This is a genomic window from Arthrobacter sp. FW306-04-A, assembly GCF_044358315.1.
In the GTDB taxonomy this organism is placed as follows: Bacteria; Actinomycetota; Actinomycetes; order Actinomycetales; family Micrococcaceae; genus Arthrobacter.
In genome coordinates this window covers 4,090,617-4,115,157 of record NZ_CP084559.1, presented here as the reverse complement: position 1 = coordinate 4,115,157, position 24,541 = coordinate 4,090,617, and the positions used below count along the sequence as shown (strand labels likewise).

25 protein-coding genes are annotated in these 24,541 nt (G+C 64.2%); 14 read left to right on the top strand and 11 right to left on the bottom strand.

Going from position 1 to position 24,541, the window contains the following annotated elements; genetic code table 11:
• The first annotated feature begins 124 nt into the window (after positions 1 to 124).
• The 12 genes from LFT43_RS19220 to LFT43_RS19165 all read left to right on the top strand — a co-directional run bounded on the left by LFT43_RS19220 (position 125) and on the right by LFT43_RS19165 (position 11,754).
• Positions 125 to 757 (top strand): RraA family protein, encoded by a 633-nt coding sequence (locus LFT43_RS19220; RefSeq protein ID WP_395799576.1) that lies wholly within the window; start codon positions 125 to 127, stop codon positions 755 to 757.
• A 48-nt stretch (positions 758 to 805) separates the two neighbouring features.
• The gene (locus LFT43_RS19215) at positions 806 to 2,155 is read left to right on the top strand and encodes an MFS transporter (protein WP_395799574.1); all 1,350 of its coding nucleotides are present in this window, start codon (positions 806 to 808) and stop codon (positions 2,153 to 2,155) included.
• Positions 2,156 to 2,290: 135 nt separating this feature from the next.
• Complete coding sequence (locus LFT43_RS19210; RefSeq protein WP_395799572.1) at positions 2,291 to 3,094, top strand: LamB/YcsF family protein; 804 nt, start codon at positions 2,291 to 2,293, stop codon at positions 3,092 to 3,094.
• 61 nt (positions 3,095 to 3,155) lie between these two features.
• Complete coding sequence (locus LFT43_RS19205) at positions 3,156 to 3,950, top strand: allophanate hydrolase subunit 1 (protein WP_395799570.1); 795 nt, start codon at positions 3,156 to 3,158, stop codon at positions 3,948 to 3,950.
• A complete protein-coding gene (locus LFT43_RS19200; protein WP_395799568.1) occupies positions 3,937 to 4,974 on the top strand; it encodes a biotin-dependent carboxyltransferase family protein in 1,038 nt (345 codons plus the stop codon). The genes LFT43_RS19205 and LFT43_RS19200 overlap by 14 nt, the downstream gene beginning before the upstream one ends.
• Before the next feature lie 111 nt (positions 4,975 to 5,085).
• Positions 5,086 to 5,883, top strand: a complete 798-nt coding sequence (locus LFT43_RS19195; protein ID WP_395799566.1) for an SDR family oxidoreductase — start codon at positions 5,086 to 5,088, stop codon at positions 5,881 to 5,883.
• Positions 5,880 to 7,145: a pyridoxal phosphate-dependent aminotransferase gene (locus tag LFT43_RS19190; protein ID WP_395799564.1), complete on the top strand. Its 1,266-nt coding sequence runs from the start codon at positions 5,880 to 5,882 to the stop codon at positions 7,143 to 7,145. The genes LFT43_RS19195 and LFT43_RS19190 overlap by 4 nt, the downstream gene beginning before the upstream one ends.
• 74 nt (positions 7,146 to 7,219) lie before the next feature.
• On the top strand, positions 7,220 to 7,810 hold the full coding sequence (locus LFT43_RS19185) for a TetR/AcrR family transcriptional regulator (protein WP_395799562.1): 591 nt from the start codon (positions 7,220 to 7,222) through the stop codon (positions 7,808 to 7,810).
• Between the two features lie 348 nt (positions 7,811 to 8,158).
• On the top strand, positions 8,159 to 9,067 hold the full coding sequence (gluQRS, locus tag LFT43_RS19180) for a tRNA glutamyl-Q(34) synthetase GluQRS (protein ID WP_395799560.1): 909 nt from the start codon (positions 8,159 to 8,161) through the stop codon (positions 9,065 to 9,067).
• Positions 9,068 to 10,084: an NADP-dependent oxidoreductase gene (locus LFT43_RS19175; RefSeq protein ID WP_395799558.1), complete on the top strand. Its 1,017-nt coding sequence runs from the start codon at positions 9,068 to 9,070 to the stop codon at positions 10,082 to 10,084.
• A 9-nt stretch (positions 10,085 to 10,093) separates the two neighbouring features.
• Complete coding sequence (locus tag LFT43_RS19170) at positions 10,094 to 11,233, top strand: serine hydrolase domain-containing protein (protein WP_395799556.1); 1,140 nt, start codon at positions 10,094 to 10,096, stop codon at positions 11,231 to 11,233.
• On the top strand, positions 11,230 to 11,754 hold the full coding sequence (locus LFT43_RS19165; RefSeq protein ID WP_395799554.1) for an HD domain-containing protein: 525 nt from the start codon (positions 11,230 to 11,232) through the stop codon (positions 11,752 to 11,754). The genes LFT43_RS19170 and LFT43_RS19165 overlap by 4 nt, the downstream gene beginning before the upstream one ends.
• Positions 11,755 to 11,784: 30 nt before the next feature.
• On the opposite strand, the gene LFT43_RS19160 is transcribed toward LFT43_RS19165, so the two are convergent.
• The 10 genes from LFT43_RS19160 to LFT43_RS19115 form a co-directional block, all read right to left on the bottom strand.
• On the bottom strand, positions 11,785 to 12,330 hold the full coding sequence (locus LFT43_RS19160) for a DUF1003 domain-containing protein (protein ID WP_395799552.1): 546 nt from the start codon (positions 12,328 to 12,330) through the stop codon (positions 11,785 to 11,787).
• A 109-nt stretch (positions 12,331 to 12,439) separates the two neighbouring features.
• On the bottom strand, positions 12,440 to 13,633 hold the full coding sequence (locus tag LFT43_RS19155; protein WP_395799550.1) for a type II toxin-antitoxin system HipA family toxin: 1,194 nt from the start codon (positions 13,631 to 13,633) through the stop codon (positions 12,440 to 12,442).
• A complete protein-coding gene (locus tag LFT43_RS19150) occupies positions 13,630 to 13,869 on the bottom strand; it encodes a type II toxin-antitoxin system Y4mF family antitoxin (RefSeq protein ID WP_395799548.1) in 240 nt (79 codons plus the stop codon). Before LFT43_RS19150 ends, LFT43_RS19155 begins: the two co-directional genes overlap by 4 nt.
• Positions 13,870 to 14,037: 168 nt before the next feature.
• On the bottom strand, positions 14,038 to 14,697 hold the full coding sequence (locus tag LFT43_RS19145) for a hypothetical protein (RefSeq protein ID WP_395799546.1): 660 nt from the start codon (positions 14,695 to 14,697) through the stop codon (positions 14,038 to 14,040).
• A 121-nt stretch (positions 14,698 to 14,818) separates the two neighbouring features.
• Entirely contained in the window at positions 14,819 to 16,138 is a 1,320-nt protein-coding gene (locus tag LFT43_RS19140) for an ATP-binding protein (RefSeq protein ID WP_395799544.1), read from the bottom strand.
• 86 nt (positions 16,139 to 16,224) lie between these two features.
• Positions 16,225 to 17,094, bottom strand: coding sequence for a fumarylacetoacetate hydrolase family protein (locus LFT43_RS19135; protein ID WP_395799542.1), 870 nt, complete (start codon positions 17,092 to 17,094; stop codon positions 16,225 to 16,227).
• Between the two features lie 177 nt (positions 17,095 to 17,271).
• The gene (locus LFT43_RS19130) at positions 17,272 to 18,789 is read right to left on the bottom strand and encodes an amino acid permease (protein ID WP_395799540.1); all 1,518 of its coding nucleotides are present in this window, start codon (positions 18,787 to 18,789) and stop codon (positions 17,272 to 17,274) included.
• Positions 18,790 to 18,911: 122 nt separating this feature from the next.
• A complete protein-coding gene (gene aspA / locus LFT43_RS19125; protein WP_395799538.1) occupies positions 18,912 to 20,327 on the bottom strand; it encodes an aspartate ammonia-lyase in 1,416 nt (471 codons plus the stop codon).
• A gap of 36 nt (positions 20,328 to 20,363) precedes the next feature.
• Positions 20,364 to 21,410, bottom strand: a complete 1,047-nt coding sequence (locus LFT43_RS19120) for an asparaginase (protein ID WP_395803169.1) — start codon at positions 21,408 to 21,410, stop codon at positions 20,364 to 20,366.
• Positions 21,411 to 21,430: 20 nt separating this feature from the next.
• Positions 21,431 to 22,051 (bottom strand): FadR/GntR family transcriptional regulator, encoded by a 621-nt coding sequence (locus LFT43_RS19115; protein ID WP_395803167.1) that lies wholly within the window; start codon positions 22,049 to 22,051, stop codon positions 21,431 to 21,433.
• A 607-nt stretch (positions 22,052 to 22,658) separates the two neighbouring features.
• On the opposite strand from LFT43_RS19115, the gene LFT43_RS19110 reads away from it, so the two are divergent.
• Positions 22,659 to 23,276, top strand: coding sequence for a hypothetical protein (locus tag LFT43_RS19110; protein ID WP_395799536.1), 618 nt, complete (start codon positions 22,659 to 22,661; stop codon positions 23,274 to 23,276).
• Positions 23,277 to 23,324: 48 nt separating this feature from the next.
• Positions 23,325 to 23,831 (top strand): hypothetical protein, encoded by a 507-nt coding sequence (locus tag LFT43_RS19105; protein WP_395799534.1) that lies wholly within the window; start codon positions 23,325 to 23,327, stop codon positions 23,829 to 23,831.
• A 61-nt stretch (positions 23,832 to 23,892) separates the two neighbouring features.
• On the opposite strand, the gene LFT43_RS19100 is transcribed toward LFT43_RS19105, so the two are convergent.
• The gene (locus LFT43_RS19100; RefSeq protein ID WP_268020082.1) at positions 23,893 to 24,510 is read right to left on the bottom strand and encodes a uracil-DNA glycosylase; all 618 of its coding nucleotides are present in this window, start codon (positions 24,508 to 24,510) and stop codon (positions 23,893 to 23,895) included.
• Between the last annotated feature and the right edge of the window lie 31 nt (positions 24,511 to 24,541).

Here is a 24,541-nt window from a genome sequence, read left to right as displayed (position 1 = left end):
CCCGTAACGCGAAACCCTTGACGGCGTGAATTTAAAACGCGAAACTCTTCTCATATGTGATTGACGTCTCAAGACGATCGGCGCCCCCGCACCGGTTCTTGGGAAGAAACCAAAGGCGAAGAAAATGGCAACAACACTCGAACTCACCGTCCGCACCGCATCCTGGACCCGGCCGCCCCGCGAACTGGTCCGCGCGTTCGAAGCGTTCCCCGTGGCAAACATCGGTGACGCGATGGAGCGGCTGGGAATCGTCGACGGCGGAATCAGTCCGGTCTGGGAAGGCGCCCGTTGTGTCGGTTCGGCCCTCCCCGTCCTGGGCGCCGCGGGAGACAACGCCGCCGTCATCGAAGCGCTGAACCACATCCAGCCCGGCGACGTGGTGGTGATCAACGGCTTCGGCCACGAACACCGCGCCCTCGTGGGCGAGCAGTTGTCCCAGCGTTTCGAAGCCGCCGGCGCCACCGGCGCGGTCATAGACGGCTACATCCGCGACCGCGCCACCATCACCGAAATCAAGTTCCCCGTCTTTGCCCGGGGCGTCACCCCTGCCGGGCCGTTCAAGAACGGCCCCGGAGTCATCGGGGAACCCGTGGCAATCGGCGGCATCGTCTGCTCGGCAGGCGACATCGTCGCCGCCGATGACGACGGAGTCGTCATCATCCCCCAGGCCCGTGCAGCGGAAATCCTGGAACGAGTCATCGCAGTGGCCGCGCACGAGGCCGAGATGACAGCGGAAATCACCCGCGAATACAGCTAACAGCGCTTTCTCCCACCCCGGCCCCCTCATAGACTGAAAGCACCCACCATGACAAAGCAATCGACGGACTCAGTGGAACTGAACACCGCTCAAATCAAAGTCGTAACCGCGGACGGCAGGATGGTGCGCAAGGCAACCTTTGCCGGCACCATGGGTTCCTTCGTGGAATGGTACGACTACGGTATCTACGGCCTGCTGACCACGTATCTGGCCATGAACATCATGGGTTCCAAGGACGTCGGCTCCCTCCTCCTGACCAACGTCGGCTTCCTGGTGAGCTTCCTTGCCCGCCCCTTCGGCAGCGTCATCTGTGGTTTCCTGGGTGACCGGCTGGGCCGCAAGAACCTGCTCGCGGTCCTCCTACTCCTCATCTCCGGGGCCACGGCCTGCATCGGCCTCATCCCGTCCTACTCGGTCATCTTCTGGGCCGCACCCGCGTTGCTGATCCTGTTCCGCATCCTTCAGGGATTCTCGGCCGGCGGCGAAGTGGCAGGCGCCATGGCATTCGTGGGCGAGTATGCGCACAACAAGCACCGCAACTACTCCATGAGCTTCATCGCGGTTGGATCCTTCTGCGCCTTGCTCTTCGGCAGCGCCCTCTCCGCCACCCTCATCACTACCCTCGGGGACTCCACCATGGAGGCCTGGGCCTGGCGCATCCCGTTCCTCTTCGCACTGCCCTTGGGCTACGTCGGCTTCTACATCCGCTCCAAGATGGAAGACACCCCGCATTTCGCGGCGCTGCGGGAGCGTAACGAAGTGGAACGCAACCCGCTGCGCACCGTCTTCACGTCCAAACGCCACCTCAAGGCGATCGCCCTTACCATCTTCCTCCCGGCCCTGAACGGTCCCGGCTACTACCTGCTGTTCGCTTACATGCCCACGTACTTGAAGACCCAGCTGGGCAGTGGACACAACTTCACCATGCTCCAGGCGCTCCTCGTCACTGCCGTCAGCCTGGTGGCCATCATCATCTCCATCCCGCTCATGGCCCGCTTGTCCGACCGGATCGGCCGCAAGCCGGTGCTCGCTCTCTCTGCCGTGCTCATGGCACTGGTTTCCTACCCGATGTTTGCCATGATCACCACCGGCAACATGCCGCTGGCCTGCGTTGCCACCGTCGTCATGGCCATCGCGTTCTCCGGCCACGCCGCCGTCGTCCACACTGTGCTGACCGAAATGTTCCCCACCACGGTCCGCTACAGCGCATACAGCATCGGCTTCAGCATCAGCACCATCATCTTCGGCGGCAGCGCGCCCTTGGTCATGACTGAGCTCATCAAGGCCACCAGCAACAGCATGGTTCCCGCCTACGCCTCGATCGGCACGGCCATCATCACGCTCGCCTCGGTCTACTTCCTGAAGGAAACCAAGGGCCAGCCCCTGCAGACGCACTAGTCACGGACCACCAGAACCCCGACGGCGGCGGCAGACCGCACCGAAACGGCAGCCGCCGCCGTCGAACCCTCAGCCGTCGAACGCTTAGTAACGAACAGAACCCCCTAACCAGGAACAGAACCACCGGGAGTCACCTTGAGCATCAATTCAGTCGCCGTCGTCGCAGACCTCGGCGAAAGCTACGGCAACTACACGATCGGCGACGACGACGCCCTTCTTGGTCTCGTCACCGCCTCCAACATCGCCTGCGGTTTCCACGCCGGCGATCCGCGCGTCATGGATGCCACCGTCAAGGCCTGCGTGGAGCGCGGCATCGAACTCGGCGCACACCCCGGATATCCGGACCTGGTTGGCTTCGGCCGGCGCCTCATCGAAGCCAGTGAAGAAGAAATCCGCACCGACGTGCTCTACCAGATCGGCGCCCTGGACGCGTTCGCCCGCATCCACGGAGGCAAGATCAGCCACGTGGCCCCGCACGGACGCATGGGCAGCATCGCCCAGACCGACGCCAAGCATGCCCGCGCCATCACGGATGCCATCAAGGCCTACGATCCCTCCTACATCGTGATCTGCCAGAACGGCCTCCTGGCCGATGAATCCCGCAAGCGCGGGCTCGAGGTGGGCTACGTCTTCCTCGCGGACCGCGGCTACGGCGAAGACGGCATGCCCGTCTCCCGCAACAGCGAAGGCGCGCTCCTGCACGACTCCGAGGAAATCGGCCGTCGCGTGGTCCAGGTGGTGATTGAGGGAACCGTCCGCGCAGTCACCGGCAAGGTGGTCCCGCTCGGCCACGATGCCGACGTCGTCCTCCTCCACGGCGACCACCCGCAGGTCCTCCAGAACGGCACGGCCCTCCGTGCGGCCCTGGACAAGGCAGGTATCAAAGCCACAGGCCTCCAAGAAGTTCTCGCGGAAAAGGCCCGGCTCGCCACGGTCTGAACTGCCTTTTGACTGCGTCGCAGCAAACCGGATCCATCACCCGCACCACCGAGCAGGACTCATGACCACGCACACAGCACCCCCGGAACGGCTGCACAACCCGCCCGAACTGGAAGCCGAGCCGTTCGGCGACTCAGCCCTCATGCTCCGGGTCAAGGACGACGACGCCGACTTCCGCCGGGCGGCGGGCAGCAGGCTCCGCGATGTGCTGCTGGAGGTGCGGCCGTACGGGGTGTTGGACATCGTGGCCGGCGTCGAGTCCTTGTTGGTCGAGTTCGATTGCCTGGCCGTGACCCACGAACAACTGGCCCAAACCATCCGCTTGGCGGTTGCCGGCAACGGCCTGGAACCGGGAACACCTAGCGCCTCGCAATCACTTTTTGTCATCCCGATGGTCGTGAGCGAGGAATTCTCCCCGGACCTCCCGGGTGTTGCCGAGGAGTTGGGCCTAAGCCCTGAGGCCGTGCTGCAGCAGTTCCAGTCCTCGGTTCTGACCATCAACCTGTTGGCCGCGGCCATGGCCCCCATGATGGGCGGCGTCCTATTCCCGGGCCAGGTCAGCCGCTGCGTCGAGCCGCGGACCAATGTAGAACCCGGCTCTGTGATGGTGGCCGGCACCAACGCCATCATCCAGCCGTTCCCAGGACCGAGCGGCTGGAAAGTGATTGGCCGGACCCCGCTCACCGTCTGCGACATCCGGGAAGATCCAGCAACGTCCTACAAACCAGGGGATCTGGTGCGCTTCGAGGTTGTGCCGGAGAGCGAATGGGCGCGGCTCGAAGGCCGCTTCCTGCGGGCCGCCGCGGACTGCGTTTCCTCGGACAGCACTGAAGGGGGCAACAGTGACCTTCCCTGAACGCGCGATCGGCATCAAAGTGAGCGAAGCTGGCTGGCTGTCCACCTTCCAGGACCTGGGCCGCGAGAACTCCGAGTTCATGGGCGTCCCCTGCGGAGGCGCAGCGGACCAGCACTCTGCGGAGATCGCCAACATCCTGGTCGGAAACAGCCGCAAGGCCACGTGCCTGGAAATCATGGGCGGACGTTTTGCGTTCACGGCCACGCATGACGTGATGTGCGCCGTGGCCGGGGTCCCGGCTGAGGTGACCGTGAACGGCGATCCTGTCGCCATGTGGGAGCCTCTTTGTCTTCCGGCGGGAGCCCGTATTGTGCTTTCCAAGGCCAGCGGCGGCATGCGGAACTACTTGGCCTTCAGCGGCGAACTGGAAACCGCCCGCTTCATGGGCAGCGCAGCGCCCGAATCGCGTATGGGCTTCCCGCAACAGCTCGCTCCCGGGCAGACGATCACCCTCCACAGCCGGTACCGCGGATTCACGCACCCGTTCCTGACCCAGCCCCTCTTCCGGCTGCCGGTTCCCGTGCCGGACTTCAGCCCCGGGGTGTGGACCATCGACGTCGTCGACGGCCCTGAAACGGACCGGACGCCAGGTATCCGGAAACTGCTGAGCTCCAGCCGCTACACCGTCGGTGCCAAATCCAACCACGTGGGCCTGCGTTTGGACGGTCCCGTGGTGCACCCGGAGGGACTCGGGGAAATCGTGTCCCATGGAGTCCCGATCGGCGCATTCGAAATCCCCCATGGCGATGAGCTCATCATCCTGGGCCGTTCGCGGACCCTCACGGCCGGCTATCCGATCGTCGCAGTGGCCGCAAAAGCTTCCTTGCCCATGCTGGGCCAGGCCAGCCCCGGCCGGAAGATGACCTTCCGCTGGATGAGCAACACTGAGGCGGTGGAGCAATACCGTGAACAGCAGCGCCTCGTGGCGCATCTGGAAGATCGCGTGCACGCCCTTTTTGCCGCCGTTGGGCTTCCTGTTTCTGCACGCTCGGCGATCTCCTCGCCGAGTCCCGCCGCGGCGTGACTCACAGGCCCGAAGAAAACACTTGACCATCATCTTCTGAAATGAGAAACTCTTCTCATATGTGATGGGTATCTCAAATGATTCACGCAAATAACGCAAGGAACTGAAACCATGGGACTTCTGGACGGCAAGCTCGCGATCATCACCGGCGCCGGGACCGGCATGGGACGCTCGACGGCGGCCCTGCTGGCCGCAGAGGGCGCCGCAATGGTGCTGGTGGGGCGTCGTGAGGACGTCCTCCAGGAACTCGCCGCGGAAATCGTTGCCGACGGCGGCCGCGCGTTCGCCCGCGCTGCCGACATCACCTCCAAAGAGGATGTAGACGCCCTGCTCGAGTGGATCCACGGGAATCTCGGTCCGGTGGACATCCTGGTCAACAATGCAGGCAGCGCCAGCAAGGTCCTCAACGTTCGTTGGATCAGCCAGCAGGAGTGGAATGACGTCCTGGACGTCAACCTCAACGCCGTCTACCTGCTCAGCCAGGCAGTCCTTCCGGACATGCTGGCCCGCAAGACCGGGACCATCATTACGGTCTCCTCGCTCGCAGCCGTGAACCCCAACCTGCTCGGCGGCGCCGCGTATGGCGCCGCGAAGGCCGCGGTCCGGAACTTCATGACCTACCTCCACAACACCTTCCGTAACGACGGACTGCGCGCGGTGACCATCCTGCCCGGTGAAACCGCTACGCCAATCCTGGACAACCGCGCTCGCCCGCCCCGCGCAGAGGAGCGCGATGCCATGGTGCAGCCCGAAGACGTGGCCCGAGCCATTCACCTCGTGGCCACACTGCCCCAGCGCACCGTCGTCCAGGAATTGGTCATCGCCCCGACGATCCAGCGGGATACCTCCGGCGACATCGAGATCAGCCGCTGGGCCGGAGCCCCCGCAGACGAGGCACCGCAGCGATGAAACCCCGCAGACTCTACGCGCCGTCCTCCCGGGCAACCACCAAGTCGCCCGCCGCCAAAACAACCTCAGCAACCATCCAGATCAGGACCCTCATGACACTCGAGCCAACCACCGCCGTCGCCGATTTCCAGCCCTCCGAGGCGGTGCAGCGCATCCAACGCACATCGCTGCGGGTGCAGCAGCCCCAATCCAAGGGGGACCTTGTCTCCTTGGCCATGGGCGAGCCGGACTTCGACACCCCGGCCCAGGTTCGAGCAGCAGCCGCCCGCGCCCTCGAGGACGGCTTCACCCACTACTCGCCGTTGCTCGGCGAGCTGGTGCTTCGCGAGGAGCTGGCTGCCCGTATCGGCCAGCTCCTCGGCGGAGTGGCCAGCCCCGGCGACGTGCTCATCACGCAGGGCGGTACAGCCGGCCTGTCCGCGGCGATCCTTGGCATCGTCAACCCGGGCGACAAAGTGGTCATTCCAGACCCCACCTATTCCCTGTACGCCGATCTCGTGAGCATGGCAGGGGGTATCACCGTTCCCGTGCCGCTGGCGGATGACCTGCACTGGGACCTCGAGGCGCTGGCCACCGCGCTTGAGGGCGCCAGGATGTTCGTCTTCTGCAATCCGTCCAACCCGACCGGCATCGTGCACTCCCGCCGCGAGCTTGAGGCCCTCGCGGACATGGTGGCCGGGACCGACACCTTGATCCTTTCCGACGAGGCTTACAGCGATCTGGTCTACACGCCCGAACCCTTCACCTCGGCGCTGGAAATCGACGCCTTGGCCGGCCGGACCATCTACTGCCAGACCTTCTCCAAGAGCTACGCCATGACGGGCTGGCGCGTGGGTTACCTCTGGGGTCCGTCCGACGTCATCGCCTCCGCCGCCCGGATCCACAACACCTTCAACGGCTCCATGAACCAGGCCGTGCAGTATGCGGCGCTGACCGCGCTGAAGACGTGCGGACCGGACATCGAACGCATGCACGCTTCCTATGCCCTGCGCAGGGAGCTCATGGCGAGCAGCCTCCAGAAGATTCCCGGCCTGACGGTCAGCTCGCCGGAAGGCGCGTTCTACCTTTTCCCCAAGTACGACGTCGAGCTTCCGGCCGCCGCGATGGTGGCTCACCTTCGCAACCACGGCGTGGCCGTCCGTCCCGGCAGCGAGTTCGGCCGAAACGGCGAGTTCCACCTGCGCCTGTCTTATGCCGCCAGCTCGGAGGCGATCACCACCGGTGTGGAGCGGCTGGCGGCCGGACTGGCCGAGCTTCGGTGAGTGCCTCGGACGTGGCCAGCGTAGCGCCTGCGGTTCAGGCGCTACGCTGGAATCTGACACGGAAGGGGGCGCCCATGCGCAGCGACACCCAACGCAACCGCCGCCAGCTGGTGCGGGCCGCCGGGAAGCTCTTCGCCAAGGCCAAGGGCCCGGTGAGCATGACGGACATTGCCCGTGAAGCCGAGATCTCTCCCGCAACGGCCTACCGCCATTTCGCCTCGGTGGAGGACGTGCTGGCCGCGTTCCGCTTTGGTGTTGGCGAGAAGCTGCGCGATTTCAGCATTGCCCAGACCACGTCCGGAGTGGAACTGCTGGAGAGCGTCAGCCGGCATTGGGTGGGACTGGTCATCAAGCATGGCGGTTCCATGGTCCACACCCGCTCCGGCGAAGGGTACCTGGCCCGTCTTCGCTCCGGTGCGTACTACTTGACCATCCAGGCCGAGGCTTTGGAGCGGCCACTGCGCGAGGCCTGTCAGGAACTAGGCCTCCCGCCCCTGGGGGACGAGGCCATGTTCCTGTGGAACATCTTGTTCGACCCTCGCGAAATTTTCGATCTGCTCAACACCGTCGGCCTGGACAAGGACCAAGTGTCCACCAAGCTTTGCGCTGCGCTTCGGGGAGCCATGGCCGCCTGGGCCGCTGCGGAGCCAACTTCGGCAAAGTGACCACCGCTTGTCTACCTTCCGCCATGGAATTGGTCAGATTGACCAATGGAGATTGAGTCCGTTGCACCAGCTGTAGTGTTCCTGTTGAAATAGTGACAACGAAGGGAATGGCTACCGCCGGACCCCACAGGCTAAGGATCCCCGGTACACCACCCGGCCACCCGAAACACCGTCCCGCAAGGACGCAGCCGCTGATTGACTCTTGTTCACGCATCGTCTTTCGCACTCCGCCGGCCCAGCGTCGGCACCACCATAAGAGCCCCTGAGCCACCGAACGCGCGTTGCGGTAGCTGAGGGGCTCTTGTGCTGAATCCTGCAGGCACGCCCGGCGACGCATAGTCTTGTGCCATGACTTCCGCTGGCCGCTTCGCCCCGAGCCCCTCCGGTGAGCTTCACGTGGGCAATCTGCGCACCGCCATGCTCGCGTGGCTCTTCGCCCGCTCCACGGGCCGCGACTTCCTGCTGCGCATCGAGGACCTCGACCGTGCGCGGGCCGGCGCCGAGGAAGTCCAACTCCGGGACCTGGAAGCCGTTGGCGTGACATGGGACGGCGCCGTCGTTCGCCAGACGGACCGTGCCGGGCTCTACAACGACGCGATCACACGGCTCACCGACGCCGGACTGACGTATGAGTGCTTCTGCACACGGCGCGAAATCCAGGACGCGCCGTCCGCCCCGCACGCTCCGCAAGGCGCCTATCCGGGCACATGCAGGAAACTTTCGACGGCGGAGCTTGAGACCCGCCGGGCCTCGCGCCCGGCTGCGATTCGCCTCCGCTCCGAAGCCCGGGAATGGACTGTGGAGGACAAGTTGCACGGGCCATATACGGGCACCGTGGATGACTTTGTGCTCCGACGGAACGACGGTGTCACCGCCTACAATTTGGCCGTGGTGGTGGATGACGCAGAGCAAGGCGTGGACCAGGTGGTCCGCGGCGACGACCTCCTGTCCTCCACACCCCGCCAAGGCTACCTGGCCTCGTTGCTGGGGTTGCCCGTTCCGGAATATGCGCATGTTCCCCTCGTGCTGAACCGCGACGGCGCCCGGCTGGCGAAGCGCGACGGTGCGGTGACGATAAGCGACCTTGCCGCCGTCGGACTGTCCGCCGGGGAGGTGCGGGACGTGATCCTGGAATCGCTCGGGCTGCCGGAAGGTCCACTGGGTGACGCCTTGGATACCTTCGACCCGGCCAGTTTGCCCCGCAAACCGTGGGTGTGGAACGGCCATCAGCAGTCGACCCTCCGGAAAGGAGCCTAAGTGCTCGCCTATGTGCTGACCCGCTACGGCGGTGCCGACGCAATGGAGCTGCAGAACGTCCCCAGGCCGATTGCCGGTCCAGGCGAGGTCCTGATCAGAGTGTTTGCCGCAGGCCTCAACCCTGTGGACTACAAGCAACGCGAAGGTGCCGTCCGCGTGATCACCAGGCCGAGGTTGCCCTTGGTGGCCGGCAGTGAGCTGGCCGGGATCGTGGAAGCCGTTGGACCCGGCGTCACGCGCTTTTCCACGGGAGACCGGGTGTTTGCCCGGGTGGACAAAGCCCTGCTGGGTGCCTTTGCCGAGCACGCCGCGGTCCATGAGGATCTTGTGGCTCTCATGCCGAGGTCGCTCAGCTACACCGAGGCCGCGAGCCTTCCCCTGGCCGGCCTCACGGCCCTGCAGGCACTACGCGACGAACTCAAGGTCAAGCCCGGAACCAAGCTCTTCATCTCCGGAGGGGCAGGCGGAGTGGGGACCCTCGCCATTCAACTGGCCAAGTACTTCGGCGCCGAGGTGACCACCACCGCGTCCCCCCGTGGGGAAGAGTTGGTGCGGCGGCTTGGGGCGGACGCCGTCGTCGATTACACAAAGGAAAACCTGGCCGAAGTCCTGAGTGGCTTCGACGCCGCCCTGGACCTGGTGGGCGGGGAAACGCTGGAGCAGACGTTCAAGATCCTCAAACCGGGAGGCAAAGTGGTCAGCATCGCCGGCATGCCTGAACCGCAGACCGCCCTGAAGGATCTTGCTGCCCCGGCCTGGATGACCGTGCTGTTCTGGGCCATCAGCCTCGGGATCCGGGGCCGCGCCCGGGAGGCCAAGGTCCGGTACCGCTACCTGTTCATGCACCCCAGCGGCGAGGACCTGAAATTCCTGACACGCCTGGTGGCCGACGGGAAACTGAAAGCCGTGGTGGACAGCAGCTACCCGCTCGAAAAGATCGCGGACGCCTTCGCCGCACTGGAGCAGGGACGCGCCAAGGGCAAGATCGTGGTGACCATGGACACCCGCGGGAGCTAGGCTGTCCGGGTGGATGCACAGACGATTGCCCCCGGATTCGAACAAGTCGCCGAACTCTTTGGCCGATACCTCAGCGAGGATCCTGAATATTCAGCCCAACTCGCGGCCTACCACCGCGGCGTCAAAGTGTTGGACATCAGCGGTGGGCCGCACCGCCGCCCGGATTCGGTGACCGGCGTCTTCTCTTGCTCCAAGGGCGTGTCCGGGCTGGTCATTGCGCTGCTGGTCCAGGAAGGCCGCTTGGATCTCGACGCCGAGGTGGTCAAGTACTGGCCGGAATTCGGAGTCGAAGGAAAAGCCACGATTACCGTGGCCCAACTGCTTTCCCACCAGGCAGGACTGCTGGGTGTTGAAGGCGGCCTTACTTTGGCGGAATACAACAACTCCGAACTGGCCGCCGCCAAACTCGCGCAAATGCGGCCACTTTGGAAGCCGGGGACCGCTTTTGGATACCACGCCCTGACCATCGGCGTTTTCATGGAGGAGCTGTGCCGGCGGATCACGGGGTCGACGCTCCAGGAAATCTACGAACAGCGGATCCGCTCCGTGACGGGCGCCCACTTCTTCCTGGGGCTTCCTGATTCAGAGGAGCCCCGCTATGCCACGCTCCGCTGGGTTGCCGATCCGTCCGCTCCGTGGACCGATCCCGCCAGCCATTTCGGCCTGTCGGCCAACTCGGTGGTGGGTGACATCCTGGACCTGCCCAACATCCGCGAGGTCCGGGCAGCGGGCCTGAGTTCCGCCGCCGGCGTTGCCAGCGCCGAAGGCATGGCCCGCGTCTACGCCGCAGCACTCACTGGACTTGCCCCCGACGGCGACCGTCCCGCCGTCGCGCCCCTCCTCAGCGAAGAGACCATCCAGACCGTTACCGCCGAACAGGTCTTCGGCATCGACCGGGTATTCGGCGAGACCAGCTGTTTCGGGACAGTGTTCATGAAATCGCATGCACGCTCGCCGTACGGCAGCTACCGGGCGTTCGGGCACGACGGCGCCAGCGCATCTTTGGGGTTCGCTGACCCCGTGTATGAACTCGCTTTCGGGTACGTGCCCCAGCAAGCCGAGCCAGGCGGGGCTGGTTGCCGTAACCTTGAGCTGAGCGCCGCCGTGCGGAAGGCAGTCGCCGAACTGGCCCAGAAGGATGAGAAATGACCTTCACTGTTGAAACAGCCATGGTCCTTGCCGAAGTGGCGCACAACCGCCAGAAGGACAAACTGAAGCGGCCCCACCGTGAGCACGTGTTGACCGTAGGGGATGCGCTCGCCGATTTCGACGACGACATCCGGATCGCAGGCTACTTGCACGACATCGCCAAGGACACCCCCATTACCAAGCAGGCGTTGCTTGAGATGGGTGTTTCCGAGCGTGCCGTGGGCATCATCGAGAGGGTAACCCGCCGTTTCCAGGATGACCCGGACAGTGATGAGGCCGTCATTCTGCACATCGCGGAGGATCACGACGCTACATTGGTCAAGATTGCCTGCAACGCCCACAGTTCCTTGCCGGAGCGGGTACGGGCGCTCGCAGAGAAGTGGCCTGACAAGACCACCAATACGCGCTACGCGGACGCCCGGAAAGTGCTTTATCAAGCCGTGCCGCGGGGAGAAATCCACCTGATCCTCCAACGCATCAACCCGGATCTTCTCCCCGAGCTGGATCAGTTGGGGGACTAGCACCTCGATTCGTCCGGCACTCCCGGCTGTCTACGGCTTTGTCGGGTCATCCTGCGTCGGCTTGGCAGCGGCCGCAACGTCCCGGGTAACGGAGGCGGTGACTTCCGCGAGAATCCGTTCGTGGATCTGGCCCGTGAGCTCGTGAATCGCACGTGTGAGATCAGTGTTCTCCTCGAGCAGTTGCTCCTGAGCGTTGTAGTCATGGTCTGCCTTCACCTGCTGGAAAACCGCTTGACGGTTCTGGCCGATCATGACGAAGGTTGAGAGGAAGATCGCTTCGAGCGAGACGATCAGTGTCAACGTCGGCCACGGACTCTGTTCGAACACGAGCATCCACACGGCGAAAAGCAGTATGTGCAAGTAGACGAAGTTCATCGATCCGGCAAAGGCTGTGATTGCATCCGCGACTCGGAGCTGAATGCTTGCGGCCCGGCGCTCGGCCTCCGCCAGGACCGACGGATGCAGCTTCGACCGTTCGCTTTGAGAGAGCAACCGCGTAGGTCTCAGATACGAGCGCGAATGCGGAGGGGCGCCAGTCGTGGACATCGATGGGGTTCCGGCCGTTTGTTGTGTCATGCGTTCAATCCTTTGGCCCGCGGCGAGCCGATCTCGCCTCTGGGAGCGAGCCTAGCGTCGCCACACGCGTGAACCTAGGATTGAACGGTGATTCAACTCGGGGTTCGAGTTACCCGCCCATCAACCTTCGCCGATGCTTGAGCTCTTTGACCCAGTCCCTGGTCTGGATCGGCCCGAACGGTGAGGCTCCGGCGTCGAGGTCTGTGATCAGCGGGCCCGACGCTTTGAGCGCGAGTTCCAGGATTCCCTCCGCCGCGCGCCCTGTCAGCCCCAGTTTTCCGGCCCAGGCGAGGAAATGTTTGCGGGAGATGCCGATCTTTTTCCCGCCGATGCCTAGCGCGAGGGTCTTGTCCCCGTACACCACGGTGGAGGGGATGTCATAGACCGGGGCGATGGTGTACTCGCCCAGCTGCGACTGCACCATGGACACGTTCTTGGCATGGAGGTCGCCGTTGCCGCTGAGCCAAGCGAACGCGAGCTGGAGGGCAAGGTTCCGCAAGGCCGGCAGCGGCGCAGAACAATGGGCTGCCAACGCAGAGCACACCTCGCCAAAAGGCACGCTGTATTTGTCGGCCGGATACAGTCCCAGCACTTGGGCCCCGTCCTCGACGGCGAGACGTACCGGAGTGCCGTCAGTTCCGGTGAGGCGATCGAAACGCTCCACGAGCAACCCGGCCCGCCCGCCGACGTCGTGCACTAACCGAACGGCACTCACGGGAATCCGCAGCTTGCGCGCATGACGGAACATGAGGAACTCGTTTTCCACGACGAACGGGAACTCGGGCGCGTTGAGTTTGAGGATGAAGCGCTTGCCCGCTTGTGCCACCGGGAGCGAGATCATCCCGGCCGACAACTTATCCTGCACACCGGCCAACGCCACCGGATCGATAAGCCCCGAATCGCCGAGCAGCGCGTCGAAGTCGAGGGGCGGCTTCGAATCGAGCACGACGGCGGAGCCTCCTTCCGTGGGTGGCTCGCCGTGGGGGACGGTCTGAACATCGCCGACGGCGTCTCCTCCTGCGCCCATTAGGAGTGCGAGCTCGTCGTCGGCGCTGGCTTTGACCGCCCGGCGCAATGAATTCAGGCGACGGCCCTCCGGGAGGAGCCCGGTGAAATAGGGCGGAACGGCGCCGCTCGGCGTGAACACGGCCTGATTCGTCAGCGGGAGCGTTGTGGCAACAGCAGGGCCGCCCGATTCGAGGTACCGCGCCAAGTAGCTGAACTTGGTGCCGCCTTCATGCCGCTCGATGCGGGCGGCCAGGACGCCTTGCTTGTAGACGTCGGCGATGCGGTGGAATGTCATGACTGGCTGTTTGCTGCCTGGCTGCCCGCGGCCTTCAGCGTGAGTTCAAGGCCCAGCGTGCCAAGCACAGCCAAGAGTGGCTCCAACTGGACCGTGGTCTTCCCCTGCTCCACGAAACGGACGAAACGCTCCGAGACGCCAGCTAGGTCAGCGAGATCGGACTGGCTCAGGCTGAGCGATGCACGGCGGGCACGGACCTTCGCGCCCAGGGACTCGGTGAATTCCTTTGGGGACATGTCCACCCTTCCTCGCGTTTTGTGGCCATGCGCGCTGAGTGCGCGTCCGGTACGTTCGTGCCGGTTTCACCATTTTCCGCCTAACCGGGGAGCTGAACAAGGGCTTTCCGATGGGAATCGGTACGTTCGTGCCGGTGTCATTGCCTCGTTTGCCTGATGCGCCTTGAATCAGGGTAGCGCCGAAAGGTCTCCAGGGTCCCGGGCCCGCGCGAGAGCCCCAGGGTTTCGCTTGGCCCACAAGAGCAGCCCAATGTACGTGAGGTCGAAGACGCTGCAGAGGGCGCCAATGCCCAGAATGAACAGTGAATTCTCGAGGACGCCAAAGGTGATGGTGGGCGCGAGGGTCCCGATCCACTTGGCCACGGCGATCAGCATGGATTGGCCTCGCAGGCTGCGGCGGGCGACGAACATGGCAATGAACAGGCCGGACATCAAGAGATTCTGCAGGAAAGCCGCGTACCGGGATGCGGGTTCCCAATCGAACTCGGCGATGAACAGCCACTGCACGGCGAAAGCTGCAAGGCCCAGCAGGACCGCCCATCCGACGAAGAGCGGCCGCGTGACAAACCCGGGAAGTTCCCGCCTGCCGAACCGAAGGAACGTGTAGACAATCACGACGTCGGCCAGCGCCCAGGCAATGTTGATGACTCCCTGAACGGAGAGTCTAGAGCTGAGCGAATGCACCGCGTAGATGGCCTCCCACGCGATGTTCAGCCCCAGGGCTGCCGCCGGGATCGCGTAGCTCTTGTCGCGAAATCCGACCAGGATCGCGCAGATGTAAACCGTTGTCCAGGCGACGCCGCTCAGGATCGTCAGAAACAGGGTCATTGTTCCTCCTCGTCCTCGGGCGCCCCCGCCCACTTCGCCGGAAGCCCTCCCGGTCGCCGGAATCTTCCGGCGACACCGCACGCTTCCGGCGAATTGGCGGGCGGGGGCCGAACGCGACCGACTAAACGCGACCCAGCGCGTCGATGTCCTCGAGGAAGTCCTGGTGGACCTCGTCGCTGACAGTGGTGCGGGTATCGGCGATGGCGTCGAGATAGTCCTGCGTGACCGGTCCCTTGCGACCGTTCGACGCCGGTGCGGAGCCTCCGGCGGCGGCACCGGGAGCGCCCGCTGTGTAAACTGCCTTTTCCAAAGCGCGCTGGGAGGCACTGCGCGCCGCATACTCAATGTCCGCGGGAGAAAAGCCTTCGGTACGGTCCACCAGCAACGCGACATCCACGGAATCCACCACTGTGGCGGGGATGAATCGCTGCCACATGGCCTCGCGGGCGTGGACGTCGGGCAAACCGATGGGGATCACATAGTCGAAGCGGCCGTGGCGCAGGAAGGCAGTGTCCAGGGCGCGGATGAAGTTCGTGGCGCATACCAGCAGGCGGCCGGGCTGTTCGCGGAAGGCGGGGATGATCTTGAGGAGCTCGTTGGTCACCCCCTGCAACGGCGACGGCGGCTCACCGGACCGCTGGGACGCGATTTCCTCCACCTCGTCGATAAAGACGACGGCGTGCTCCAGTTCGGCGATTTCCAGGAACGTCTCGCGCAACGCGCCCGCCAAGCCCTTGGGATCTGCGGCCAGGCGCGAGGGGAAAACTTCCACGAAAGGCCACTCGAGGCGCGAGGCGATCGCCTTGGCGAACGTCGTCTTGCCGGTCCCCGGAGGGCCGAAGAGCACGACGGCGCGCGGCGGCACCACGCCGTACTCGTCCGCGAGATCGGCCTCGGCCAGCGGCAGGACAAGCCGGCGTTCCAGTAGTTCCTTTTCGCGCCGCATTCCGGCGACATTTTCCCACAGGTCTCGGGCAAGGATCCGGCCACCCAGGAGGCTCAGCGGCTCCAGCTCCTGGCGCTGCACCGGAATGGTCCGTTCGAAGTAGCGCAGGTTCTTCTTGACCACGAAGCCGCGGCCCAGGAACGCTTCCACGCGGGTTTCGCTTTCCGGCATCAGGGCCGAGAGCTTGTTGAGGCCATGCGGAGCCATCCGATTCTCGACGGCGGCCAGCAGCGAAGTGCCGATCCCGCGGCCGCGGAACTCGGTCAGGGTGGCCAGGAAAACAATCCAGCCTTGGTCATGGGCCGCACGTCCGACGGCGGCGCCGACCACCTGATCGCCCTGCACGGCCACGACGGCGTGGTCCTTCTCGCAAGACGCAAGCACCTCGGAGAGTGCGTAGACCGGCTCAACATTGTCCGCTTTGAGCGACTCCCAAAGGTGCAAGATGCCGTCCATGTCCGACGAGTGGAAGTCCCTGATGCGCCAATTGCTCATGCCGTGCTCCTTGGTGGATCGCCATCGATTGCCTGGTGTTGAGCATAGGCGAACACGTGGCGGCGCGGGGTTGCGAGGGCGTTGCGTTACGTCGCCAGGTGGAACTCTTTGCGCTGGCGGCCGAGCCCTTCTATTTCAATCTCAACAACGTCCCCTGTCCGGATATACGGGAAGCGGCCGGACAAAGCCACACCTTCGGGCGTGCCCGTGATGATGACGTCTCCAGGCTCCAGGACCATGTGCTGGCTCAAGTGGTGGACAAGCGTGGCAGGATCGAAAATCAGGTCCGCGGTGGTGGAGTCCTGGCGAGCCTCGCCATTCACCCAGGTGCGCAGGCGCAATGCAGCTGCGTCTATCTCGCCGGCAGGAACCAGCCACGGCCCCAGTGGAGTGGATTGCGGGAGAGTCTTGCCCTTGGTCCATTGCCCGGCGGCGCCGGGGAGTTGCAGTTCACGTTCGGACAGGTCGTTGGCAAGAACATAGCCAGCGATGCACACCGCCGCTTCGTCCAGGTCTGCCAGATAGGTGGCTTCCCGTCCGATGACGATTCCGAGTTCCACTTCCCAATCGTACTTTTCCGACGAAGGCGGAATGGGGGCCGCGTCGAATGGTCCCGTCACTGTGTTGGAGGGCTTCAGGAAGACGACCGGCACTTCGGGCGGTGTGGCTCCGGACTCCGCGGCGTGTGCCGCGTAATTCAGTCCGATCCCGACGACGGACCCTGGCCGGGCAATCGGGGCGCCGACGCGCAGCCCTTCAGCTTGAACGAAGGGCAACCTTCCGGCGTCGAGCGCTTCCTGCGTACTGGCGATGCCGCCGGCGGCGAGGAACGCGCCGTCGATGTCAGCCGTTAGCGGGCGCAGATCGAAGTACCGTTCGGTGCCTTCAGCGTCTGTGGCGATGACCACCGGCTGCTCGTGGCCGGCCGGTCCTAGACGGGCAAATTTCACGTGCATTCTCTCCTTTGAGCTGCGGGGTGTCCTTCCTTCCATAGTGCCACCGGGATTCAAATCGGCCTGGTCACATTTCGCGGGGGCGCACGCGTGTGGGGGTGCGGGACTTAACGCACGACGGCGGCCGGAACCTTCCGTGGGAAGGCGCCGACCGCCGTCGGGCACTGAGTGCCGGAACCCCTAGATCCTGTCCTCTGAACCGGCAACCGGCAGGTTGGCGATCACGGGTGAACTGCCCGTGAAACCGTCGCGGGCTGCGGCGAGCTCGTGGATTTGCTTGCGGCACAGATACCAACCGACCACCATGAGGACGCAGGCGATTGCCGTGACCAACATGGTGAGCGGGGAGTCGATGAACACCATCACAAGCACGCCCACCAGGAACAGCAGCGAAAGGTAACCGGTGTAGGGCGCGCCGAACATCCGGAAGGACGGACGCTTCAGCCAGCCCTTGTCCGCCCATCGTTTGAGCTGCATCTGGCACAGGACAATCGTGGCCCAGGTGACGATGATGCCCACCGAGGCGACGTTCAGGACGATCTCGAAGGCATCGGCCGGGACCAGGTAGTTCAGCGGGACGCCGAGCAGCGAGACGCCGGCAGTGATGGCGATGCCACCGTAGGGGACACCGGCCTTGTTCATGCGCTGGGCGAACTTCGGAGCCGAACCCGCCACGGACATGGAGCGAAGGATGCGGCCGGTGGAGTACAGGCCGGCGTTCAGGGACGACAGCGCGGCTGTGAGGACCACGAGGTTCATGATCACGTCCACGCCCTGGATGCCGATGTGGCCGAAGAACGTCACGAACGGACTGACACCCTTGACATATGAGGTGTACGGCAGCAGCAGGGCAAGCAGGATGACGGAGCCGACGTAAAAGACGGCGATGCGGAAGACCACGGAGTTGATGGCCTTGGGCATGATCTTCTCGGGGTTCTCGGTCTCTCCAGCTGCCGTGCCCACGAGCTCGATTGACGCGTAGGCGAACAGCACGCCCTGCATGAGGATGATCATGGGCAACAGGCCGTTGGGGAAGATGCCGCCGTGGTCCGTGAGGAGGCTGAAGCCGACCTCTTGCCCCGGTACGGGGGTGCCGAAGATGACGAAGAACGTGCCAACCACGAGGAACGCCACTAGCGCGGCCACCTTGATGAGCGCGAAGTAGAACTCCATCTCGCCGAACACCTTGACGGAAACCAGGTTCAGGCTCAGGACAACCACCAGGGCGATCAGGGCCCAGGCCCACTGCGGAACGACGCCCATCCACGGCACGTATTTGCCGAAGAAGTTCATGTAGAGGGCCGCGGCGGTGATGTCCACGATGGTGGTGGTGGCCCAGTTGATCCAGTAGAACCAGCCGGAGACAAACGCCGCCTTCTCGCCAAAAAACTCGCGGGCGTAGGAGACGAAGGAGCCCGACGACGGGCGGTGCAGCACGAGTTCGCCGAGGGCACGCAGGATCAGGAAGGCGAAGAAGCCGCAGACCGCGTAGGCGATGACGAGCGAGGGGCCTGCGGCGTTGAGGCGGCCGCCGGCACCCAGGAACAGGCCGGTGCCGATCGCGCCGCCGATCGCTATCATCTGGATCTGGCGCGGCTTCAGGCTCTTGTGATAGCCCTTGTCCTCGGCATGGAGGAGCTTTTCAGTGGCGTGCGCCTGTGGCGGGACCGTGTGGTCCGTGATGGGTGCGTTGGTCATGGGAATCCTTAGGGGGTGTCCTGTTGGGGGTCCGGATCTCGCCGTCCGGCCTGTCTGTTCGGGCGCTCAGGCCCGACGGCGGCTGGTAAGCGCCGCCGTCGTCGCTCAGTGTGCGTCTCAGGCTAATTGCTGAGGTTGGCCAGGCGTTCGGGGCGGAGGAGCTCATCGAGCTGCTTCGAGGTCAGCAATCCGTGTTCGAGAACGAGCTCGGCGACACCCTTGCCGCTTGCCAGCGCTTCTTGGGCGATCGCAGTGGCGGAGGCGTAGCCGATGTGCGGATTGAGCGCCGTGACGAGTCCGATCGACTGCTCTACGGTGAGGCGCAGCCGCTCGGTGTTCGCGGTGATGCCCCGGATGCAGCGCGACGTGAGTGTGCGGCACGCGGCTTCCAGGTGGGAGATGCTCTTGTGGAGGCTGTGGACAATAATCGGCTCGAAGGCGTTCAGCTGGAGCTGTCCCGCTTCGGCTGCCATGGTGACAGTGACATCGTTGCCGATGACTTCATAGGCCACTTGGCTGACCATTTCCGGGATCACCGGATTGATCTTGCCTGGCATGATGGACGAGCCCGACTGCACAGCCGGGAGGTTGATCTCGCCCAGTCCCGCTCGCGGTCCGGAGGACAGCAAGCGGAGATCGTTGCAAATCTTGGAAAGCTTGACGGCGACGCGCTTGAGTACGCCCGAGAGGTGGACGAACGCGCCCACGTCCTGGGTGGCCTCGATGAGATCCACGGAGGTGACCAGCGGCAGGCCGGTAATCTCGGCGAGGTGCCGGCAGACCGCCTCGGCGTAGCCAGCGGGGGCGTTCAGGCCAGTGCCGATGGCGGTGGCCCCAAGGTTGATCTCGTGGATCAGCAGCTGGGATTCGGCCAGTCGTGCCCGGTCCTCGCCGACAGTCACTGCGTAGCCGCCGAATTCCTGGCCGAGGGTCATGGGGACGGCGTCCTGCAGCTGGGTGCGGCCCATCTTGACCACTGCGCGGAATTCCTCGCCCTTCTCCGCGAATGCGACCTGGAGTTCCTGAAGAGCCGCAAGAAGGCCTTGAACCGAGAAAATAGTGGCCAGGTTCACTGCCGTGGGGTACACGTCGTTGGTGGACTGGCTCAGGTTGACGTGGTCGTTCGGGTGCAGCCTGGCGTAGTCGCCCTTGGGGTGGCCGAGGATTTCGAGGGCGCGGTTGGCGATGACCTCGTTCGCGTTCATGTTGGAGCTGGTGCCGGCGCCACCCTGGATGACGTCCACCATGAACTGCTCGTGGAGCTTGCCGTCCATGACGTCCTGGCAGGCTTGCTCGATGGCGTCAGCTCGTTCATCGTCCAGGAGGCCAAGTTCGCGGTTGCTGCGCGCTGCGGCAAGTTTCACCGCTGCGAGGCTCTTGACGAGGTTGGCGTTGCTGGCCAGCGGCTGGCCCGTGATGGGGAAGTTCTCGATGGCACGCAGCGTGTGCACGCCCCAGTAGGCATCAGCAGGGACGTCGCGGTCACCGAGGAGATCGTGTTCGGTGCGGAATGGGCGTGCGTGATTGACGGTTGTCATTGCTGTCCTTTGGTCTTCTGTGCTGGTTTGACTACGTCAGTAGGATGCGAGGAAGTTCGCGGCACGCAGCACACCCACAGGGTGGCCGCCGCCCAACACAGGTGGGCTTGCAAGCGCCGCGAGCTGGCCGCCGTCGAGCCCCAAGGCTTCGAGGACGCGCACGGTGACGGGCATGCGGGCGCGGTCGCCGCCGTCGGAGATCTTGATGGCGACGCCGGTGCCGTTCCGCAGGCCGATCAGTTGGAGGCCTTCGAAACCGTCCTTGGCGAGCAGTCCGGGAACGGTGCGCATGATGGCCGTGACGTCGCGACCCTCTCCGGCCACCATCTCGGGGAAAGCACGCATGGCGCGGGCTACTTGGCCTTCTGCTCCGTTGGTGTGCGCCGCCGCCAAGCGGCCATACGCGCGGGCCATGCCGTGCAGGCTGTGGGCGAAGAGCGGTGTGCCGCAACCGTCTGTGCTGACGGCGGCGGCGTCTTCGCCGGTGAGCTCGGTGATGGTGTCCCTCACGAGCATCTGGAGGGGATGCTCGGGGTGCAGGTAGCCCTGGACAGGCCACCCGTTGATCACGCAGGTGGCGGCCATGGAAGCGTGTTTGCCGGAACAGTTCTGCGCGAGTTGCGTGGGCTTGCCACCGGCGCGGAGCCATTCTTCGCGCTCGGCGGTGCCGTACGGAAGGTCGGTGCTGTTTTCCAACGCGCTCTTGTCCAGGCCGTGCATTTCAAGGATCCGTGCGGCGCCGTCGAGGTGCATTGCAGCGCCGGAGTGGCTTGCCGCGGTGAGGGCCAGGAGGTTTGCCGGAAGCTGGAGGCCGGCGCGGACCATCGCGACTGCCTGCAGCGGTTTGAGGGAGGAGCGCGGGTAGAACGCGGCATCGGGTTCGCCCGCCTCAAGCAGCGTCTCGCCGTCGGGTCCGACCGCGATGAGGGATCCGTAGTGGATGCTCTCGACCAGACCATCCCGGGTCTGTTCCGCCAGCGGGACATGGCGGGGGGTTGCTGGAACGGCGGGTTTAGGCTCTGTGCTTTGTGGCACAGTGGTATTTTCCGGCACAGCGGTGCGCGTTGCATGCGGGGTGGGCATGGCTTCCTTCAGTTGGTGGATCATTTGCTGAGGATGGTGTCCAAGGCAACGCTGACGGCGCTGAGATGGTCGGCCATCGCTGCTTCGGCGGCTGTGGAATCGCCGGATTCGATGGCTTGGACGATGCGGAGGTGCTCATCGTCTGAAACATGCTGACGGTCGGCCACCATGTTGAGGGTTTCGGATTGGTGGGCCAATGCGTCGCGAATGTCCGCGACGACGCTTTCAAAGACCTTGTTGCCGCTGGCGCGGGCGATGGCGGAGTGGAAACTGGCATCGAGGCTGACCCAGGTCTCGGGGTCGGTCTCGGAGAGCATTGACGCCACGATTTCCTTGAGGTGTTCAAGCTCTTCCGGGCTCCGGCGTTTCGCGGCCAAGCCGGCTGCGGGGACTTCGATGTGTGGGCGGGCCTCGTTCAGGTCCCGCGCCGAATACTGGCCGAGCGTGAGGTCATTTGCCACCCGGTCTGCGACGACGAACGTGCCTTTGCCGGTCTTCGTGACCGTCAGTCCGAGCGCATTGCAAGAACGGAGGGCTTCACGAATGACCGAGCGACTTACCCCGTACTGCGCGGCCAAGGTGGCCTCGGAGTTGAGCTTGGCGCCCACTTCCACAGTTCCGCCTTCGATGTCCTGGCGAATGGCACTGAAGACGGCCTCCGCGGCACTGAAGCGGTCGAGGGGCCGAGGGCTTGATGGCCTGGGCGCTTGGGCCGGCCGGGGGACGGCGCCGCTTGTGGCGGTGCGCTGGCCAGCCGCAGCTTTCTGGCTGACGGCTGACTGTCCAGTGGCGGCCTGTCCGGCTGTCCGGCTGTCTGACAGGTTCACGTTTAAAAATATGGCACGGGTCACAGGGCGGTGTCAACGTGGGATTGTATGACGGCGTTGGTGGGACGGACAGCCTTCCCTGGCGACACTGAAGTTCCCCGGCGACACTGACGTTCCCTGGCGACAGCCACATTCGCTGACGCTACCCGTATCCCCTGTGTGTCCGCTTCCGGGTCACGTGCTCATTTCACTGTCGGGAGATGCAGGCGTTAGATTCTGCTGGAACATTCCGCGGGCTCATAGTCGGCCCTGATCGAACCACTGTGTCCTTCTTGGTGCCGAGCGAGCTGACGCCGTTGCTGACGTGGCGACTAGACCAGATGGGTTTACTACCTCAGATACTGAGAGACACTCAATAGATCACTCGGTCGAACCGACGTGCCAAAGACAAGCGGACGGCAGCCGGAGCATAATTGCATCCATGGCCAACCGTCCGCACGGGCGAAGGGACACCCGGACGCACACAGCCCCGCCCATCACGGTGGAGGCTCCGGTACTCCTTATAGGATCCGACCCCGCTGACTACGAGCGCCTGGGCCGCTACGTCGATGCCCTGCGCAGGCCGCAGGGCCTGCACCTGACCATGCTTCACCTCGGCGTCCTGGAAGAGTTGGCCCGGGACATCGCCGATTGGACCCGAGGCATCACAGACATAGAGAGGGCCACCCGCAACACGGTTGCCTGGCTACAAGATCTGCCGGTCCTGGGCGCTTTTTCCGGCAGCGCTGAAAGGCTGACCGTGCTCGGTCGTGGCGGTGTGAGCGGGCTTGAATTGGACGTACCGAGCGAGGTGCATGAATTCCAGGTTTCTCTCATCCATGCCCTCCATGAGCTCCTCGATGAACTGTCCGTGGACAACATTGATGACTTCATTCTGAGCTCACACGCGCTAGGCTTCAGATCGCCGCGCTGGACACCCCATGTTGCCGTCGGCAGGCCCAGGGGCGGCGGGTCCTGGGAGATCGCCCCGTTGCGGGTCGACTTTGGCGAATCGCGGATCAGGAACCGCCACCTCCTCCCGGCCATCGACGCCAGATGAAGCAGCACAGAGTCCGGCTGGCTGTCGACCCTCTAAGGTGGGAACACCATGCCTATCACCAAGAAGACGCTCATCCAGGATGGCTTCACCGGTTTCAGAGTGCTCGATGAGCTCGAGATCATGCGCGTCCCCCAAGGCCCTGGGATTTTCGCCATCCTCCAGCCCGAAGGCTTCGAACCGATCTTCCTCGCCAAGAGCACGGCCGGTACCTTCAAGAAGAAGGATCCGTCGCTCAAGAAGGCTGCTCTGGACGCCGAGTGGGTTCCTGAATCCAGAATCCTCTACTTGGGCAAAGCCAGCGCTGGCAGCCAAGGAAATCGTGGGCTCCGCAAGCAGATCCAGGAGTTCATGGACTACGGCCGCGGCCGCCCGACCATAGTCTGGGACGCCCGGCTAGTTTGGCAACTCAGGGACGCCATGGACCTGGTCATCGCATGGAAGGAGCTTCCTGCTGCCGAGGTCAACCCGGCCGAGGCCAGCTACCACGCTGAGTATGTCGGCAACTATGGCCGATTGCCATTCGCGAACCTAGTTCGGACCGGCACCAAGAAATAAGCACGACGACGGAACCCGGCCGCCGTCGTCGTCTTACACGGAGTCAACGCCCAGTCCGGTCCTATAGGTGCTGGATCCCCGCCCGCTGCATGGCGTCCCGGTAGATCTCGATGTTCTTGGCCAGGAGTTCCTGCTGCTTCGCCTCGGACAGGGCAAACGCCCGTCCGCCAAGCGCGCTTGCCTTGTAGACCTTGATTCCGTGCTGCCGGAGCGGCGAATGATAGGTCTTCTCGTAGAGGGCCAGGAAGGCCGCAGCTTCTGCGCCATGCGCGACGATCGCTGAGACCCTCTTGTTGATCTTGAGGAACTGGCGGAACGGGCGGAGTCCGTCGGTCTTCTCCTGCGCGCTCAGTGCTGGCGGCAGGTCGGGGTCGCGGACCCACGGGTAGGAGTTCCACGGCATGACATAACGCACGTCCAATTCTGCCGAGTCATAGATCAGCTGAGCACGGCGGGCGGCATCGTCGTCGTTGAGGTGCGAAACGAATCCCGAGGCAGTGCCTTTGCCCGGGCTCGTATGGAGCGTGACAATCCGGCACTCATCTTCGTCATGCACAGGATCGATGTAAGGCACGGAAGAACCTGGCCTTTTGGCCATCAGTTCGTCGCACAGCTGCGTCACCGCAGCAATATTGGGCTCCTGTAGCAAGGCCCTTTTTTCGTCCCAGTCAATGGTCACGTTCTCTCCTTCGGCAGCGCGGCGTCCAGAA